This window comes from Phyllobacterium sp. 21LDTY02-6 (assembly GCF_023554255.2).
Taxonomy (GTDB): domain Bacteria; phylum Pseudomonadota; class Alphaproteobacteria; order Rhizobiales; family Rhizobiaceae; genus Phyllobacterium.
In genome coordinates this window covers 845,776-862,082 of the sequence record NZ_JAMJWD020000001.1, presented here as the reverse complement: position 1 = coordinate 862,082, position 16,307 = coordinate 845,776, and the positions used below count along the sequence as shown (strand labels likewise).

General features: G+C 54.9%; 23 protein-coding genes and 1 pseudogene. 13 read left to right on the top strand and 11 right to left on the bottom strand.

The window, feature by feature from the left end; translation table 11 throughout:
* Positions 1–43 precede the first annotated feature (43 nt).
* Positions 44–718: a protein-L-isoaspartate O-methyltransferase gene (locus M8997_RS04235; protein ID WP_250014045.1), complete on the bottom strand. Its 675-nt coding sequence runs from the start codon at positions 716–718 to the stop codon at positions 44–46.
* 429 nt (positions 719–1,147) lie between these two features.
* On the opposite strand from M8997_RS04235, the gene M8997_RS04230 reads away from it, so the two are divergent.
* Positions 1,148–1,699 carry a GGDEF domain-containing protein gene (locus tag M8997_RS04230; RefSeq protein WP_250014043.1) on the top strand — a complete coding sequence of 184 codons (552 nt, stop codon included), beginning with the start codon at positions 1,148–1,150 and terminating at the stop codon, positions 1,697–1,699.
* Between the two features lie 143 nt (positions 1,700–1,842).
* Here the strand turns inward: M8997_RS04230 and M8997_RS04225 are convergent, their stop codons facing one another.
* Together M8997_RS04225 and M8997_RS04220 are read right to left on the bottom strand one after the other, a co-directional pair.
* Positions 1,843–2,343, bottom strand: coding sequence for a DUF2335 domain-containing protein (locus M8997_RS04225; RefSeq protein ID WP_250014041.1), 501 nt, complete (start codon positions 2,341–2,343; stop codon positions 1,843–1,845).
* On the bottom strand, positions 2,285–2,542 hold the full coding sequence (locus M8997_RS04220) for a hypothetical protein (protein ID WP_250014039.1): 258 nt from the start codon (positions 2,540–2,542) through the stop codon (positions 2,285–2,287). The genes M8997_RS04225 and M8997_RS04220 overlap by 59 nt, the downstream gene beginning before the upstream one ends.
* 516 nt (positions 2,543–3,058) lie before the next feature.
* Here M8997_RS04220 and M8997_RS04215 point away from each other — a divergent pair.
* The 3 genes from M8997_RS04215 to M8997_RS04205 all read left to right on the top strand — a co-directional run bounded on the left by M8997_RS04215 (position 3,059) and on the right by M8997_RS04205 (position 4,327).
* On the top strand, positions 3,059–3,568 hold the full coding sequence (locus M8997_RS04215; RefSeq protein ID WP_250014037.1) for a hypothetical protein: 510 nt from the start codon (positions 3,059–3,061) through the stop codon (positions 3,566–3,568).
* A gap of 233 nt (positions 3,569–3,801) precedes the next feature.
* A complete protein-coding gene (locus tag M8997_RS04210) occupies positions 3,802–3,999 on the top strand; it encodes a hypothetical protein (RefSeq protein WP_250014034.1) in 198 nt (65 codons plus the stop codon).
* Position 4,000: 1 nt separating this feature from the next.
* On the top strand, positions 4,001–4,327 hold the full coding sequence (locus tag M8997_RS04205; protein WP_250014032.1) for a hypothetical protein: 327 nt from the start codon (positions 4,001–4,003) through the stop codon (positions 4,325–4,327).
* A 307-nt stretch (positions 4,328–4,634) separates the two neighbouring features.
* Here M8997_RS04205 and M8997_RS04200 read toward each other — a convergent pair whose 3' ends face one another.
* Complete coding sequence (locus M8997_RS04200; RefSeq protein ID WP_250014030.1) at positions 4,635–5,006, bottom strand: helix-turn-helix domain-containing protein; 372 nt, start codon at positions 5,004–5,006, stop codon at positions 4,635–4,637.
* A gap of 46 nt (positions 5,007–5,052) precedes the next feature.
* Between M8997_RS04200 and M8997_RS04195 the strand changes: the two genes are divergently transcribed.
* Complete coding sequence (locus M8997_RS04195) at positions 5,053–5,862, top strand: SDR family NAD(P)-dependent oxidoreductase (protein ID WP_250014028.1); 810 nt, start codon at positions 5,053–5,055, stop codon at positions 5,860–5,862.
* A gap of 235 nt (positions 5,863–6,097) precedes the next feature.
* Positions 6,098–6,394, top strand: a complete 297-nt coding sequence (locus M8997_RS04190; RefSeq protein ID WP_371929489.1) for a hypothetical protein — start codon at positions 6,098–6,100, stop codon at positions 6,392–6,394.
* 103 nt (positions 6,395–6,497) lie between these two features.
* Here the strand turns inward: M8997_RS04190 and M8997_RS04185 are convergent, their stop codons facing one another.
* Both M8997_RS04185 and M8997_RS04180 read right to left on the bottom strand, forming a co-directional pair.
* Positions 6,498–6,929, bottom strand: a complete 432-nt coding sequence (locus M8997_RS04185; protein WP_250014395.1) for a GFA family protein — start codon at positions 6,927–6,929, stop codon at positions 6,498–6,500.
* A gap of 402 nt (positions 6,930–7,331) precedes the next feature.
* A pseudogene (locus tag M8997_RS04180) lies at positions 7,332–7,613 on the bottom strand (transposase); the annotation flags it as partial.
* A 443-nt stretch (positions 7,614–8,056) separates the two neighbouring features.
* On the opposite strand from M8997_RS04180, the gene M8997_RS04175 reads away from it, so the two are divergent.
* Complete coding sequence (locus M8997_RS04175; protein WP_250014025.1) at positions 8,057–8,308, top strand: hypothetical protein; 252 nt, start codon at positions 8,057–8,059, stop codon at positions 8,306–8,308.
* A 28-nt stretch (positions 8,309–8,336) separates the two neighbouring features.
* Here M8997_RS04175 and M8997_RS04170 read toward each other — a convergent pair whose 3' ends face one another.
* The gene (locus M8997_RS04170; RefSeq protein WP_250014023.1) at positions 8,337–8,513 is read right to left on the bottom strand and encodes a hypothetical protein; all 177 of its coding nucleotides are present in this window, start codon (positions 8,511–8,513) and stop codon (positions 8,337–8,339) included.
* A gap of 366 nt (positions 8,514–8,879) precedes the next feature.
* Positions 8,880–9,113 (bottom strand): hypothetical protein, encoded by a 234-nt coding sequence (locus M8997_RS04165; protein WP_250014021.1) that lies wholly within the window; start codon positions 9,111–9,113, stop codon positions 8,880–8,882.
* A gap of 408 nt (positions 9,114–9,521) precedes the next feature.
* On the opposite strand from M8997_RS04165, the gene M8997_RS04160 reads away from it, so the two are divergent.
* Entirely contained in the window at positions 9,522–9,758 is a 237-nt protein-coding gene (locus M8997_RS04160) for a hypothetical protein (protein ID WP_252597182.1), read from the top strand.
* A gap of 40 nt (positions 9,759–9,798) precedes the next feature.
* On the opposite strand, the gene M8997_RS04155 is transcribed toward M8997_RS04160, so the two are convergent.
* Positions 9,799–10,281 carry a GFA family protein gene (locus tag M8997_RS04155; RefSeq protein ID WP_250014017.1) on the bottom strand — a complete coding sequence of 161 codons (483 nt, stop codon included), beginning with the start codon at positions 10,279–10,281 and terminating at the stop codon, positions 9,799–9,801.
* A gap of 61 nt (positions 10,282–10,342) precedes the next feature.
* Here M8997_RS04155 and M8997_RS04150 point away from each other — a divergent pair, with 61 nt between their 5' ends.
* Both M8997_RS04150 and M8997_RS04145 read left to right on the top strand, forming a co-directional pair.
* Positions 10,343–10,522: a hypothetical protein gene (locus tag M8997_RS04150; RefSeq protein ID WP_250014015.1), complete on the top strand. Its 180-nt coding sequence runs from the start codon at positions 10,343–10,345 to the stop codon at positions 10,520–10,522.
* 200 nt (positions 10,523–10,722) lie between these two features.
* On the top strand, positions 10,723–11,151 hold the full coding sequence (locus M8997_RS04145; protein WP_250014013.1) for a hypothetical protein: 429 nt from the start codon (positions 10,723–10,725) through the stop codon (positions 11,149–11,151).
* A 107-nt stretch (positions 11,152–11,258) separates the two neighbouring features.
* On the opposite strand, the gene M8997_RS04140 is transcribed toward M8997_RS04145, so the two are convergent.
* Positions 11,259–12,143, bottom strand: a complete 885-nt coding sequence (locus M8997_RS04140; protein ID WP_250014010.1) for a sigma-70 family RNA polymerase sigma factor — start codon at positions 12,141–12,143, stop codon at positions 11,259–11,261.
* A gap of 164 nt (positions 12,144–12,307) precedes the next feature.
* Between M8997_RS04140 and M8997_RS04135 the strand changes: the two genes are divergently transcribed.
* Positions 12,308–12,763: a carboxymuconolactone decarboxylase family protein gene (locus M8997_RS04135; protein ID WP_250014007.1), complete on the top strand. Its 456-nt coding sequence runs from the start codon at positions 12,308–12,310 to the stop codon at positions 12,761–12,763.
* A 129-nt stretch (positions 12,764–12,892) separates the two neighbouring features.
* Here the strand turns inward: M8997_RS04135 and M8997_RS04130 are convergent, their stop codons facing one another.
* Positions 12,893–13,354: a hypothetical protein gene (locus tag M8997_RS04130; RefSeq protein ID WP_250014004.1), complete on the bottom strand. Its 462-nt coding sequence runs from the start codon at positions 13,352–13,354 to the stop codon at positions 12,893–12,895.
* A gap of 116 nt (positions 13,355–13,470) precedes the next feature.
* Between M8997_RS04130 and M8997_RS04125 the strand changes: the two genes are divergently transcribed.
* Both M8997_RS04125 and M8997_RS04120 read left to right on the top strand, forming a co-directional pair.
* Positions 13,471–14,127: an SOS response-associated peptidase gene (locus M8997_RS04125; RefSeq protein ID WP_250014002.1), complete on the top strand. Its 657-nt coding sequence runs from the start codon at positions 13,471–13,473 to the stop codon at positions 14,125–14,127.
* Positions 14,128–14,297: 170 nt separating this feature from the next.
* A complete protein-coding gene (locus M8997_RS04120) occupies positions 14,298–15,725 on the top strand; it encodes a PAS domain S-box protein (RefSeq protein ID WP_250014000.1) in 1,428 nt (475 codons plus the stop codon).
* Positions 15,726–16,307 lie beyond the last annotated feature (582 nt).

Sequence of the window (16,307 nt, the reverse complement as noted above, 5' to 3'; positions counted from 1 at the left end):
AAAGTAGGCGACCGTTGCACTTATGCCTCAGGTACAACCCGGTCTAGAATTCGAATTCCGGCTTTTTCTCAAAGCCTGGCAGCGGCTTCACTGCCGAATTGAAAGCGCGACGACCGGAAATGATTCCCTCGCTTTTCACGTAAACCATTGATTTGCCAGAGTTTCCCCTACCCTCAACGACCACCAGACGCCCACCGTCCTTCAACTGTTCAAATAGTGGACCAGGAACGTAGTCAACGCTACCCTCAATTATGATTACATCAAAGGGGGCTTCGGAGGCATAGCCGTTCTCGAGCTGGCCGGTGACGACGACGACATTGTCACAGCCGAGCGAGGACAGGAGCGAGGTCGCCTGTCCGGCAAGATTGGTGTCGCATTCCACCGCGATGACCGAGGTGGCGAGATGGGAGAGCACCGCCGCCGAATAGCCGGTGGCGCAGCCGATATCCAGGACGACATCCTCGGGCTGGACATTTGCGAGCTGGACGAGCTTGGCGAAGGGCGATGGCTGCATCAGGTAGCGCGCCGGCGTTTCGGCCGTCGCCGTGGCGACCATCACGTCGTCATCGATATAGGCGAGTGCCTCGCGCACGCTTGGTACGAACTTTTCGCGCGGCACTGCGAGGAATGCCTGCAGCACGGCCTTGTCGGTCACGTCGGTCGTGCGCAATTGATTGTCGACCATCTTGGTCCGGAGATCTTCAAAGTTCAGTACCATGTCCTACGAGCTTTCCTAAACGCCCTGCCGGACTTGACCGCCGCACAGGGTAAAACGCTGCCGCCGGGCGATTGCCCCCAGGTTCTTGCAAACCGGATTTTGACTGCAGCACACTTTCATCAAGGATGTGGCAAAAAATCGTCGCATCGTCAATGAAGGAGAGGAAGAACTTGGCAGGCAGAGGACGATGCTGCCAGGCAGATGAAGGTGCTGCGACGGCAGTGGAGGATGCCGCCGATTTCCGCCGCTGCGACCATCCGGCGAATAATTTCAACCTGATGCAATTTTCATTATAGATTTGCTCAAATTTGAAGCAATTCGATAGTTTTAACCCTAGAAGCTAATGTCTATTGAACATAAGCGCTGCTCCTGTCATTCTATACTGGGAGAAATGGAGTCGTTCTCGTGGACGATAGGAATTCAAAACCGATGATCGAGTCTCGAGGATTTGGCGACTTTCCGGTCAGCCAGGATGAACTTACGGGCCTCGCCGACCGCGCCGCGCTTCAGGAACATCTCGACAGTCTTTTCGGCTCCTATGCCGACAGCGATTTCGACGACCGGCTGCAATTCGCCATCCTGTGCATCGACCTGGACGGGTTCAAATCATTCAACGAGCAGCATGGCCGGGCCGAGGGCGACCTCGTATTGAAGCTCGTGGCCGACCGGCTGCAATCATGTATGCGCAAGAACGACGTGGTCTACCGCATCGATGGCGACGAGTTCGCGATCGTGCTGCTGCAGGTGACCGCCAATGAAGTGGCGAGCATCGCCGACCGCATCATCGGCTATGTTTCCCACCCCTACCAGCTTGCCGACGGCAAGACGGCGGACATCACCGTAACCGTCGGCGCGGCGCTCGCCCCGCGCGATGGCGACACGCCGGAAAGCCTGCTCTGGTGCGGCGATGCCGCGCTCTATATCGCCAAGAAGGCCGGCAGAGGCGTCTATCGGCGCTATTCGGAACGCCGTTCGAGCTGATTCCGGCATCAGGGAAATTTCGTGGGCGGCGGCGAGACAGGCGGCCGAAACGGGCAGGTGTGCGCCCGTCTCGTGGTCGATGTTCATATGGCGCACGGCTTTTGCCCAGTTGGCGTAACGCGGGCATTCACTGGCAATACGGATCAGGCTTTATCCGGATTTGAGCTATCGATGGACCCGCCTCTGATCAGCGTAGCAGCGCCCCCGAGGATGCCGGTTCCCAGCAACAGTCCAGCGAGGATGTTGTTGCCATTCAGGCCAGCATAGAAGCCAGAACAAATCAAAATAAGAAGCACGGAGTAGCCAAGGTACATGGCATCCCTGCTTGTACGAATTGAACCTTGCACGATTGCTCGTTCCATGTCCTGGTTGTGAGCTTGAGCGCTCTCGGCCATGGAAATTATTCGCTCCGCCGATCCGGGCAGAATTTCCTCATACTCACGAAAATGCTTGGGGTGAGCGATGGGGCCCGAAAAATTCTCGTTCGAGCTGACGACCCTGGTCAGTCTGGCTACGATCTGAGTTCGCTGGCCTTGCGGCACCAACGAACCAATTTCACGCTCGATTTGCTCTTGTAAAGCCTGGTCAGGCGGCTTTGCGTCTTGACTTGTGTCGGGGGATTTGCCTGCCGGTTTTTTGCTCAATATAGGACCCTTGTTCTTTTGTCGCTAAAGAAAGGGCCTTGCCGACGTCAGCCCATGCCTTGGCAACACTTCCATTGAACTGTGTTGGGCGCCGGACTTTTATTGGCGAGAAGAACAAAAACGGTGCAGTAAACCCGCGCATGAAGCCTTGTTTGAAGGCATCTGCTCTTATTGGTTTGCTTTCGCTGTGTTTGTCCATGCTCATTACATAGGCCCCGATGGGGTAAAAATCAAATTAAGGTTTGTTGTGCGGACTGGCCATCATGCTTCCAGCGTCGCATCCATATCAGTGCATCTTAATAGCAATAATTTCCTATATTCAATCCAGGCAAGCCGCGTGATCCAATCGATCGCCATTATTCCCGTACTGGTCTGCGGTCGCTCATACTACATTGATACTATCAAGAAACATTTTGGAGGCCTCGCCCGAGGTCGTCAAAGTGAACAAAATCATTGACTTACGCTCGGGTGTGGCAGGAAACTAGCGCACCAAATATCAATGACTTAGCAGGTGCACTGCCACACCTTGGCGGCTCAATAATCCTCTTCCGTCACCTCATGCAGCGACGTCGTGATCACGCACACGTTTCCTTTAATGTCTATGTTGGCTCAAGCGCTGTCTCTCTGAGGGATGGGAAACCACTAGTGACAGGAGGCTGTCAGGTAGACTGTGAGATGCTTTCAATTGGACACCGCTTAACACGATGGATTGGCTATGATGATTTCACCGCTTCTCGCCGCTCTTGGTTCAGACGGTCCGACACCTGAACATGAGAAGGACATGGAGCTTTATGGGTGGCTAATCGGAAGCTGGGAAATGGAGACCATTCATCATCTCCATGACGGCACGACACAGACGTCGACGGGTGAAATCCATTTCGACTGGGTACTCGAGGGCCGTGCAATTCAGGACATCTGGATCAGGCCCAAGCGCCCTGCTCCATCCACCATGTATGGCACGACGTTACGGGTCTTCGACCCTGAAATCGATGGTTGGCACATCATCTGGAGTGATCCGCTCAATCAGGATTACTCGCGCCAGATTGGTCGGGCAGAGGGCAAGGACATTGTTCAACTGGGCGAGGATTCACGCGGGCTGAAAGCGCGGTGGCGGTTCACGGAGATCACCGCAAACAGCTTTCATTGGATCGGCGAAGAGCGCTCGTTGGATAGTGATCCGTGGCAGGTCACCTTTGAACACTTTGCCCACAGAACGTCGTCTTGACGATAGATCTCGCCCATTGGGCGTGCTTGCTGTCATGGGATAGTTATCAACAACCTTAGCTCCGGTTGCACTGAACGGCGTCCTTGAAGCTATTCCGATATTGACTCTCCTGCCAAACGAGAACAAATATAGAACATACGGCAGCGGCGAGCCGTTTCACGACAATTGAAGAGCTAACAAAACCTGTCTTTTGACGGGGCGGACAGGCGTTGTCTCGAAGGAGAGAAGCCAATATGAACGAACCAGAACTGAAACATGACAATGAGGTTGATGAACTGATCGCCGAGCATGGTGGCGATGTATATGCCGCCATTAAGACGCTGCTGTCCGACCGCGAGTTCCTCATCAGGGAACTGCAGTATGCCGCCCTGGCGATGGGACATGGCTATACGCGCGGCTGGAAGCCAAAACTGCTGCAAGGGATGCATTGAGATGGCCTCACGCAGCCGCGGCGCCCTTCCCACAAGCATGATTGATGCGCAATTCCCGTTTCAGGTCATGCTCAACCACGACGTGTCAGAGCGATGGAAGCGCGTCGACAACGTGATGAAAGCGAAGTACGAGCTCGGCGCTTATGCTCTCGGCTTCTCGGTCTATTATGACGAAGAGAAAACCTACTACGATATCTATTGCTTTCCGACCAAGGAGGCAGCGGAGACCTTCGCCGAGATGTTCGGTGGCGAGTTTATCACGCCGGCAGACAGGAAGAAGGCCAACCTTCGGCCGCGCTCGCCGCTACCAGTGGTTCGCGGATGGTGATGGGAAATGGCCAGACCCAGGCGCATGAAGAAAGTTCTTGACGGCGCAACCTTCGCCGGACTGGCTCAATGGGAAGAGCTCTACGGCTACTGCATCGAATGCGAAAGGCGCACCAGGCTCGACAAATACAACCTGGGCCAGCACTTCGGTTCTAATACCAAGATAAACACCCTTCGATCGAGGCTGGTGTGCCAGAACATCAAGTGCAAGAACAAGAAAGGGAAACATGTTTGGCACCGCCAGCATGGATCGCTGAGTGTTTGTATGCACGCTCCCTTCTTGAAGATATCTATCGCGTCAGCCCTCGCTACGAATGATCCCGGGAGAACTCCCGCATTGACATCAAGACCGGCATCAAACCACGGCCAGCATTCGAAAGACTGTACTCAACACGCGGTGGCTGCTCGCCGAAGTCGCGCCTCGTGACCAGTCCATCATGCTCCAGTTCCCGTAGATGCTGTGTCAGCATCTTCTGAGAAATGCCAGGAATTTCCCGCATGAACTCAGATGTTCGCATCGACGGCTCTGCGAACAGCCGGAACAGGATGGGCAGCTTCCAGCGGCCAGTGATCATTCGAAGCACCTTGACGACATGTGCGACCGACCCATCGGGGCCAAGACACACATCTCTGGTTTCACGTTCGACAGGCACCTTAAAGTGCGTAATTGCCTCGTTCATTGCCGTGTCCTCTTATCCATTCTCTAGGTAACATAGGAACGAACGGATGAATCTGGAACTTGATGGAAAAATTGCGCTGATCACGGGAAGCAGCAAGGGCATAGGCAAAGGAATTGCCCAAGGCCTAGCACGTGAAGGCGCCACTGTTATCGTCCACGGCCGCGACAAGATAGCAACTGAAGAAGTCGCCCATAACATCGTCAACCAGGGTGGACGTGCCTACGCAGTTTTTGGCGATCTGACAAACGACGACGAGGTCGAGGAACTGGTCCAAGATGCACAGGCCTTCATCAAGCCCGTCGACATTTTGGTGAACAATGCAGGCGGTTCGGGCGATCCGGAAGAATGGTCCACGACACGCCCCGAGAAATGGGCGTCCTGTTACGATCGGAACGTGCTCGCGGCAGTAAGGGTGACCGCTCGACTATTGCCAAGCATGCGGGCCGCCAAATGGGGACGAATTGTCAACATCTCCAGCTTGGCAGCGTTGATGCCTCCATCCAAAAGGCCCGATTATGCTGCCGCCAAGGCCGCGATGATCGCCATGATAGCTTCACTCGCGAAGGAAGTGGCATTGGATGGCATTACGGCGAATACGGTATCGCCCGGAACAATTCATAGCGACAAGTTAGAAAAAAGCTTCCGAAAGGTCGCAACCGGCCAAGGCCTTGCGCCCAACGCACCATGGACCGAAATCGAGAAAATAGCGCTGCCCATGTTTGCTCAGGTTCCCATGGGTAGGGTTGGAACGCTTGAAGAACTCGCCGATGCCATTGCATTCCTCGCCAGTCCAAGAGCCAGCTACATCACCGGCGCAAACCTGAGGCTCGATGGCGGAATGTGGCCAGGGCTTTAGCCTCCAGAAATAGCCGCTACGGCTGAAGGCAGCGTGTATCTAAGCGGCCAAGGGCATAGGATCGGTATTCCAGAGCGGCATTCCAAGTGATTCTGACACTTCCGGGTCGATCGTATAGACCGGAAACCCCTTCTCCAGAAGCTTCGTCAACATGGCCTGCTGCCGGTTTTTCGGACACGAGGTTAAGCTAATCCCACTTTGGTTTCAAAATCGTTCGGGCTGAGATAGCCCAGTGTTGAGTGGCGACGCCTTCTATGTCGGCAAGCTCGGCTTCGAACTTAAAGAAGACACGAGATTGTCCCCCGAGACGCGTTGGGTGGTCGTTGGTCCAAAAGGTGGCCAAGCATCGCCGCTTCTCGCCAAAGCTGTTGGGGAACACCAGATCGCGACCATTGGACAACAGGGCGGCGGCAGGATCGCGATCATGCTCGATATATTGCAGCAGGGGTCACTTTCCACGAGCAGCCAAGAACAGAGCCTTACGGGAAGGTTGCCGTTTTTGAAGACCTATACGGCAACCGCTGCGATCTGATTGAACGCGAATGCAGCGGTGAAGCCCATCCACCCCAGAACGATGCCGGTAACCGTCATCGGCGACGCCAAGCGGGCTGAGCGCGGCTGGAGAGGGTGGGAGGTCACACAGAAGGTAAGAACTTCAATATCCCTGCCAATGCCGGGCCAGTCTGCTTTCCTTTGTCAGATGGATGAGAAACTCCGTCATTTACCGGGACTTCATCGAAGTCAAAAGGACTTAAGCCATCCAAGCATGCGACATTGACACCATATTGGTTCGGATTCGACCGTCGCTGATGGTGGGTATAGATGCCGCATTTCGAGCAAAAGTAATGCTTCGCCACCCTGGTGTTGAATTGGTAAAGCGTTAACATGTCTGCGCCTTGCTGGATTTGTATGTCGGAAATGTCCGCCGATACAGCGACAGCACCCCGCATACGGCAATAGGAACAGGTGCATCGGCGCGCTGAGTGCAGGCCATTTGTCAGACGAACATGGAAGCGAACTGAGCCGCAGTGACACGATCCGTTGATCTGATCAATATCCTTGTTCAGGGTTTGCAGCCCTAGTTTTTTCGAAGTCAATCGAACTTCCTCCGCTGTTGATGTTGAAGAAGCTGTCTGAGCACAATGCCCAACGACTGCAAAGGGTCGATTCCAGCACGAGTATACGGGCGTTTATAGTGTCATTTCGCCCCCTGCCGCAAATGACGCCTTTATGATCCCGACGACAGACTTCTTCATGCTCATCCCGCCAGCAAGATCGGCCGGACCATGTTGAGGGCATCCCGGTGACAAACTACATCTCAATAGGGCATGCCGCAATAATCCTGATCAAGCGGCGTTTCGGACCCAGCCGTCTGCGACAGATGTGATCCTGATGACGGCCATCTACGAGGTTCGCTTTCGGGGCCGCCACTTCTTGCCTTGGACGGCCGAAACTAGAGCAGATTCGACTTACTCCGGGCCATAGCCGGCTGCCTCGAAATGTGCCTGCATTCCTCGGCTGTGAAAGCTGCGAGGTCGTTGGCCACGACCCACCAGAGTTCGTCGATGGTTCGGGCTGCAGCCTTTCTCAGAGGGCCTTATATTTCGAGAAATCCACCTCGATCGGGTTGAAGTCGGGCGAGTATGGCGGCAAGAACAGGAGCCGCGCCACCTTCTCGATCGCCTCGCGCACCCGCCGATCCTGTGGGCCGGCAAATTGTTCATGACCACGATGTCGCCGGGGCGAAGCTCGGATGTCATTGTCCCACAGGAGAAGGTGGCGGCATAATTTCCCGTCAAAAGAGGCACCTTTAACGTCCCGTTGTGCCAGCACACTGCAGCTTGTATAATAATCGGGGGTGACCGAGAGGATAATATGCCTTTCCGTGATTTTCGAGAGCGCGATCGCGAAGAATATGTGCCATACCTGACTCCGACGTGGCCCTACATGATTGCGTTCGTGATTCTGGCAGCAAGCGCCATGGCCATAGGCTGGGCATACGCTCCGAGAAAAACAGAACCGCAACGGCTCCAACCTCCTGTTATAGCGACCGAAGATAGTCGCTAAGTACTGCTTACGGCAGCGGTAAGTCGGCGGATCGCAAGCGGCGCCAACCATTCATCGCTCGCAGAGATACTGGAGTTGCAAATGCGACGACGGTCTTTTTCATCGTCCCACAAAAGAAGGTAGCAGCATGATCCTCCCGCCCAGCCGGACCCGCAGCGACCCCGATCGTTTCTCAGATTGCCAGCGAGCGATCGAAGATGAATTGATCGCTCTCTTAACCGAAGCAACCGAGGCGGGTTGGGATAGAGACGAAGTACTCGCAGCGATTGTTGATGTTGCTGACAAAACCGCTCTGGCTTTGCAAGAGAATAAGCTGCTATCTGAGGAAACAGAACTGAAGAGATTTCGGCGGAATGCTGACAAGCGGGGAAAGCTTTAGGTTCAAGGCGTTGCCGGACTCAGCCGCATCAAATCGACTGCTCCTTGACGCGGATCAATGCATCGATCGCCGCCTGAATATCCATTAGATTCTTCAACGGGCCAGGATTCGCACCGTTACGAGCAATCTGAATGATCTCCTGCCGTCTAGACAGAACAAGCTCTTCTATTGCCGCGTCGATCTCTTGAATGTGCTGTGCTACCATCATTATTCCGGCCGCGTTCTCGAGTGGGAGAATCCCCCACCTGAACGACGCAGGATGTTCGAAAGTTTTGTCCAGTCGCTTGAAGGCGTATGGTTCAAGTCACGCGCTACGCGCAACTGGTTTGTCCCTGCAGCAGTCCGACCCGCGAGCGTCGCCTTGGTGGCGGAACGCAGTGTTCCCAAAAGTTTTGCCGTAGCTTTCATAAAGTCGCTCCTCAAATTGATGCGTGATAAATTCTCCGCGCGATTTCGGTGCGGAGAAGCAATTTCTTCGAATGAATGAAGTAATAGCCACAACTGCCACGACATTGCGGTTTAAGTAAGTGTAACTGCTCTGATCATGGCCGGTACGCCATGCTGGCCGCACTCAATCGGACAAAGCCGACTTTAGGTCTTCAAGAAGCCGGATCGTCGCAGAGTCGGTCTGCCCCGCGGCTTCCTCGATGTAGGAGCCCAATGCTCGAGAAAACTGACCTCGCTCCAGTGCACCATTGTTTTGAAGACAGATCACAAGCATTTGGAATGCTGTCGCAGTTGCGGACATATGGGCAGCCAGGTCACCAGAGACATGCGGCTTGGCGGAATCTTCATCTTGCGTCATGGTAGTGGCCGGCCGATTGAACTCTCACTAGCACGCACGAAGGGATGCAATTCTGTTGCCTTGGCGGCATCGCGAGCGATCGTCAGCACCAAATCACGCGCGGACGGAGCATACTGTCTCATCTTTTGGAGTTCCGCATCGCAGAGCTGAAATCGACCGCAGTTGAGGCAGACGACCCTGGTCAGGTTCGACGAGACCGTGTGCACAGCCGTGGCCTCGCAGATCGGGCAAGGCGCTTTTCGCAATATTATACCGTGTGCCATCGTCAATGCGAACAGCCTTGCTGGCTTTTGACTCGCATACTTGAGGTAAACCATCATCGCTCCCTATCCGGAGCGGGTCGCCGCTCCTGCCGCTATCCCGGGAGCGCGAATTATCTCTCATGCATCAGCCGTTAGACGAGTTCTGATGCTAAATCACACTACGCTCATAGCGAACAGAGTCAATCAAGATCGCCCGGCAGCCCTTTGTAGTGTCCTGAGCAAATCGCAAGAAGCCAAGGACATCGAGAAGCAGCACGGCAAGATAAAGACGACGCCGGCGGTGAAGCTGCGCGGTAAGAACCACGTGTTCGTCGTGCCCACTCTTGCCGCCGAGGTCGAGTTTCGAGCTTGGAACGGCGACGGCAAGCTTCGCCATGCTTAGTTCAAGGGGTTAGGTGAGGCAGCCGACAATGCGAGAAATTTTAGCGCAGAAGCCTTTTCACCTCACTCTTTTTCTCCCCACCCTTTCGTTCGAGGGGGTAGCCAATGGTGGCATCCCGTTCTCGAGTGTACGTCTCGAAGCGCGGAAGGGCGTCGGCGAAGTTTACCCATGGCAACTTCATCCGCCAATAGCCGTGTGCAACAGGCTCAAAGCGCTCAGGATGATCCATAAATCCGACTGATATCCAAATCTCCTCCCTAAGCCCTGTATCAACGTAACTGATGGATGAACCGCAATTGGGACAGAACCCTCGGCTGATACCAGGAGTTTTACTGAACGTCTTGGGGGTTCCGTTCGTGAACGTAACTTTGTTTTGCGGGTAGCCAATCCAGACTGTGAGGGGGCTGCCTATCGCCTTTCTGCAGTCGTCGTCATGATCGTAATTAATCCAGAAAGGTTCACCCTCCAGTTCCGCTACTACCGCTCCACAAAAACAGGACCCTCTCTCTAGGCGTACCAGCATATTGGGCTTCCTTCGCAGATTGAATCTTTGGTCAGATTGAACCCCGCGAGTTGGAACTGCAATGACCGCTGTTCGCCCATCGTTGCCGTATATCGATCGGCTCATGATCGAGATAGCCGTGGTGGAACACGGCGCTGAGATCGCGCATGTCTATCGCCTGACCGCACATCGCGTAATTTATGACAGGTTCAGGTTCGGGGTGTCCGCCGCGGCTAAAGACCCAACGATCAAGCTTTGCTAGAATTAACTTCTAACACATTGTGCCCAGACGCGGACTGTACATTTTGTCGAAAATCAACACCTTGCGTGACATCTGGACATTTTTACTCTCAATGTTTTTACATATCTTTTTCGAATAGTGTCCAGCGGACGAAGATCATGTTTGCCGTAATAATCAATGGCTGCCAGACATTAAAGACACTTAAGAGGCTGGAGGACGCTTTGACAGACATTTTGGACATGACGTTGAACTTCAATCCCAACGGGCAGCGACTCTTGAAAGCCTTGCGTGGTGACGATGACATTGGTTCCTTGGTGCGTTGTCAATTCGAAGCAGATCGGGCGGCGATAGCAGTGCTGGAAAAACTGACGCACGGGCGATACAAGCCACAAGACGACAAGTATTTGACGGAACGCTTGCGCCTTTGTCGTCTATTTGGAGTCAGCGACCGATTAATCCAGCCGCTGAGAACACTCAACAAACATCGAAACGCTTTTGCACACGACGGCACAGATGAGATCACCGAGCAACAGTTCCTAGATTTATTCCGACAGGTAAAGGAAGTGTACGAGCCACTCGAAGAGTTGACCCTGGCAGTAACAAAAGAAGGTTCGGTTACATCCGAGATCGCGTTCAAGCGGATCGAGTGATCCTTGCGCGTACGCCGATAAGCCAGAAACCAAGCCAGTGGCCAGAGGACACCGCTTGGATGGATGCCGTGCGGCCGAGCGCTCGAAGGCCGCAGCGGTGATCGATCTTAGACGTCAATATGCGTCAGCTTATCCGGATTTTTGACGATGTAGATCGCGAAGATCTTACCGTCGCGAATGCCGAGAGCTGTTGTTTGCAGCACACCATTTGGATCAAGGCTTACATACCCGGGCAGGCCATCAATAGTTGCGGTTCGCAGCAGGGTGGGCGGAGTCGCGGCCTTTCGCTGAGCGGAAACGAACAATCGCAGTGCACGTTCAAAGCCGCGGATGACTTCACGGAACGCGAGCACCTTGCCGCCGCCGTCGCTATGTATCTCAACATCGCGCGCGAGCAACGCCGAAAGCGCGGTGACGTCGCCGTCACGCGAAGCAGCAAAAAAAGCGCGCGCAATTCCATCAGCCTCTGCCGCCCCGACGCTGTATCGTGGTCGCGCATTCTGAACATTCTTGCGTGCGCGAGAAGCAAGTTGCCGAACGGCGGCAGGTTCACGATGAAGCACGACCGCGACCTCGGTCAGCGCCACATCGAACACTTCGTGGAGCAGGAAAGCCGCTCGTTCTAGCGGCGAAAGTCGTTCCAACGCTAACATGAGCGTCACAGTGACATCGTCAGCAATGGCTTCTTGCGCATCAAGAGGCTCGACCAAAGGTTCTGGTAGCCATGGGCCGACATAGATCTCGCGGCGCGCTCGCGCCGACTTCATCCGATCAAGGCATAGTCGGGTGACGATACGAGTGAGATAGGCGGTCGGAGCATGGACTTCAACTTCAACGCGTACCCAACGCAACCACGCATCCTGCACAACATCTTCCGCCTCCGTGATCGACCCTAGCATCCGGTAGCTCAGACGCAGCAATCGTTTGCGATTCAGTTCGAATTCTACGGTTCTTTGCTCGCTAAGCGACACATCAGCGCTCGCTTCACACATGCCACTTTCCCTCTCACTCGATCGCCTGCCCCGTGGACGAGCGAGTTCGCGCAAGTGTGACATGGCACAGGCCAAAATAAAATCAGGTCGAGATGTCACGCCTTCCATCGCCGCGTCGTCATTCGAGCAGCGCCGGCTGTTGGCGCAACTGAAAGGAGACCATCATGAATGAAACGACGCGCCTCAACTGGTACGAGGTAGCACCCGCTGGAGCCAAGGCCCTGTTCGGTGTGCATCACTACGTCATCCACAACACCAATTTGCATGAGGAACTTATCCATCTCGTGTTCCTGCGCGTATCGCAGATCAACGGCTGCGCACATTGTATCGACATGCACACCCGCGATCTGCTGAAGACCATGGCAGCCGACAAGGTCGCCCTCGTCCCGGTATGGGAAGAGGTGCCGCATCTTTTCTCAGAACAGTACCGCGCGGCGCTGGCCTGGGCGGAAGAGGTGACGCTTGTCAGCGAGACACATGCTTCCGACCGAGCCTATGCTGCTGTCTCAGCAGTTTTTGAGCCTAAAGATTTGGTAGATCTTACAATCACGATCGCAGCTATGAACGCCTTCAACCGTCTAGGCGCGCCATTCCGGCTTCCGGTGAAGGCGCAGCCCTGAAAACGCGCTGGCGCCGTTTGCTTAGCCACGACGGCGCCACTGTGCTTGTGAATCGGTTGCTTGCAGTATCTCGCCAAGGTTTTGTCGCGCACGGTCCTTCAACCCTCTCGACGGCGGCAGTTCCAACAATCAGTAATCTTCCTCCGTCACCTCATGCAGCGGCGACTTGTCGTTCACCCATCTGTGAAAGTTCCAGTCCACCTTGCCGGCTCGAATGTCTGCAATGCGCTTCCAGAATGCAGCAGGATCATGCTTCTTCATTCCCCGCAGCCGGTCCACGGATGAGCCACAACCGAATTCTTCCGGTTCCAACCCCATACCGCCGCCGTCCTCCGTCGGCGTCTTCAGGTAGCATTCAAAGCGCTCGCGCACCTTGTCGGCCGCAGCTTGTTTGGATGGCTCAATGCCGCCGTTGGCGTCCCTTGCGAACGCGCCAACGTCGTATCTGCAGAAACTCCAACTCCAAGCCTCTTTCAGTATTGGTGAATGGGTCTTGTGGATAGAGCCTACCGGCACGCGGAGGACAGTCGCGATGAAATGGTCGGCAACTGGCTTGCCATCATCCTTTAGTTGTTGCCACCGAAGTTTCACATTACACGCTCCTGTTTCTGCCCCTCCCTTCACGAGAACAGAATAAGAACACTGCCCCATCTTGCGTCAAGTTCGAAGATGACGCAGTGTGAGACGAAGGCAAAAGCGAGCGGCCCATGTGCAATCTCTATAACGCGACGACGACGTTTCAGGCCATGCGCCACCTGTTTCCGGACCTTGGCAACCGCACAAACCAGATGGAGTTCTCGGAAGATGTCTTCCCGGATTATCCGGCGCCCGTTATTCGCAAGGATAAGGACGGCGATACATATCTCTCCATGCTCCGTTGGGGCATGCCGACGCCTCCGCAGTTCCTCAAGTCCCAGGTCGATTCCGGCGTCACTAATATCCGCAATGTGACGTCGCCGCACTGGCGGCGCTGGCTCGGGCCGGAGAGCCGGTGCGTGGTGCCGGTAACAAGCTTCTCGGAATATGGACAGGAGCCGGATCCTGAAACGAAGCGGAAGCCACTGTATTGGTTCTCCCTCAATGGGGAGAAACCGCTCTTCTGGTTTGCCGGCATCTGGACGGACTGGTATTCCATGCGAAAGAAGAAGGAAGGGCCGATCCAGGCCGAAATCTTCGCGTTTCTGACGACGGATGCGAATGCCGTGGTGAAGCCGATCCACCCCAAGGCGATGCCGGTTATCCTCCGAACGCAAGAGGAGGTCTCAACCTGGCTGAATGCACCGGCCGAGGAGGCCTTGAAGCTGCAAAAGCCCCTGCCCGACGACGAGCTCGTCATCGTACCACAAGAGAAGGTCGCAGCATGATCCTCCCGCCTCACCGCTCGCGCACGTATTGCATGCATGATGGTGCCACAGCGGGGCAACTTTGTCTTTGAAGGCTTTGCGTGTAAGCCCGTAACAACGACAACAGTTACTTTTGTCATCAAATATCGTACGGTGCCGTGCGGCAACCCTATCTCTTTGAGAGGATTATAGTGCAAGACAATGAAATGCCTTCATCTGCGTCGATGGACACGTTTGATATGGCCAATGTGTCGCTAAAGCAGGTCCTCGACGCGCTCCCGGAGGCTGTCTACACCGTAGATCAAGATGGGAGAATAACGTATTTCAACGATGCTGCAGCCGTATTTTGGGGTGTACGTCCAGAACTGCGTAAGAGCGAATTTTGCGGATCTTGGAGGCTTTATTGGCCGGACGGACGTCCAATGCCGCATGACGAATGCCCGATGGCGCTGGCATTACGGCAACAGGTTCCGAATCGGGGCCATGAAGCGATTGCAGAGCGGCCTGATGGCTCTCGAGTCCCCTTCCAGGCATTTCCAACGCCTATACTTAATCACTCTGGAAAACTGCTTGGTGCAATTAATATGCTGGTTGATCTAACAGACAGCATTGCCATAAATCAGGCCGCACAACGCTACCAGGCTATTATTCAGTCCTCCGACGACGCTATCGTCTCGAAGGACCTTAACGGGATAATCACAAGCTGGAATCCTGCCGCCGAACAGATGTTTGGTTATAAGGCCGAAGAGGCTATTGGCCAACCTATTTTGCTGATCATTCCAGCGGACCACCATAGTGAGGAGACGGAAATAATCGGACGCATTCGCCGCGGTGAACGCACCGAAAATTTCGAGACCATCCGCAGGCGCAAAGACGGCAGCCTTGTCGAGGTCTCTTTGACAACATCGCCTGTCCGAGATCGGCGGGGCATTATCGTCGGAGCATCTAAAATAGCTCGAGATATCACTGATCGCCGCCGCGCCGAGCAGCAGCAACATATGCTCATCCGCGAGATGGACCACCGGATCAAGAACCTCTTCGCGCTTGCCAACAGCATCGTCTCGCTGAGCTCCCGCTTTGCCGAAACGCCCGGCGAGCTGGCCATATCAGTGGGTAGGCGGATGAATGCGCTTTCGCGCGCACACAGCCTCACCACACCATCCTCCTCGACCGCGTCTGGCCGCAAAGAACAATTGACGACGCTGCATGATCTGATATGGACGATCATCTCGCCCTATGTCGATCCGAGGGAAGAGCCGGCGCTGCGATGCAAGGTCACGGGCGCCGATATCACCGTCAACGGCCCGGCAGTGACCAGTATGGCGCTGCTGCTACACGAATTCGCTACGAATGCGGCCAAATATGGCGCGCTGTCGGTGCCGGAAGGCAGGATCGACATCGACTGCATGATAGAGGGAGATGAATTCGTGCTGCAATGGGTGGAGGCGGGCGGCCCGCCTGTCGTCCCAACCGAAAAAACCGGCTTCGGCACGCTGCTGGAAAAGGCGACGGTGAGCACGCAACTGGACGGCCGGGTTACGCGCAGCTGGGACCCGGAAGGCATTGTCATCAAACTGACGGCAAATAAAGAACGACTGTCAGCGGCTGACAGCGAATAGTTCAGAACATCGTTAAGACGATTAATCGAGGAGGGGTAGTTGTGCACAGGATGTCGCCAAGGGCGCACTTCATATTTCCCGTTCGTCATTTTCGCGACGATATCCAGGACAACCGTTTCCTCGGCCCTTGTAATGCCATCTTGCACCACAATATGGCCAAGCGATGATCGCCTGTACATAGATGAAGGGGCGGGCAGATTCTGCAGAAGGCATAGGCTGCACTGCCCTGAACCGAATTGACTCGACATTGCGGCCGCTACGATTAGTGGCTTATTTCCGGGTCTAGATATGGGTCAATCGCGAAGCATCCTGGTAAGAGACTACGTCGGGAAGATCCATTTCTTTTGGTGAGATTGGCGAAGCTGCGATCGCGGATCGGAGCATACCGACTGTGGTCGAGGGACTGGCGCGATTGGCCGCGTCTATCATAGCGTCAGTTGGGTCGAGCAAGACATCACGTACAGCGTTTATAGCTGCTCGGGCATCCTTTCTATAGTTGTCCTGCACGAAAGGTGGCATTGAATCCCATCCACCGCGCCTCCCGGCTCTCCGCTCGTAGAGAGCCATTGCCACCCTATCCAC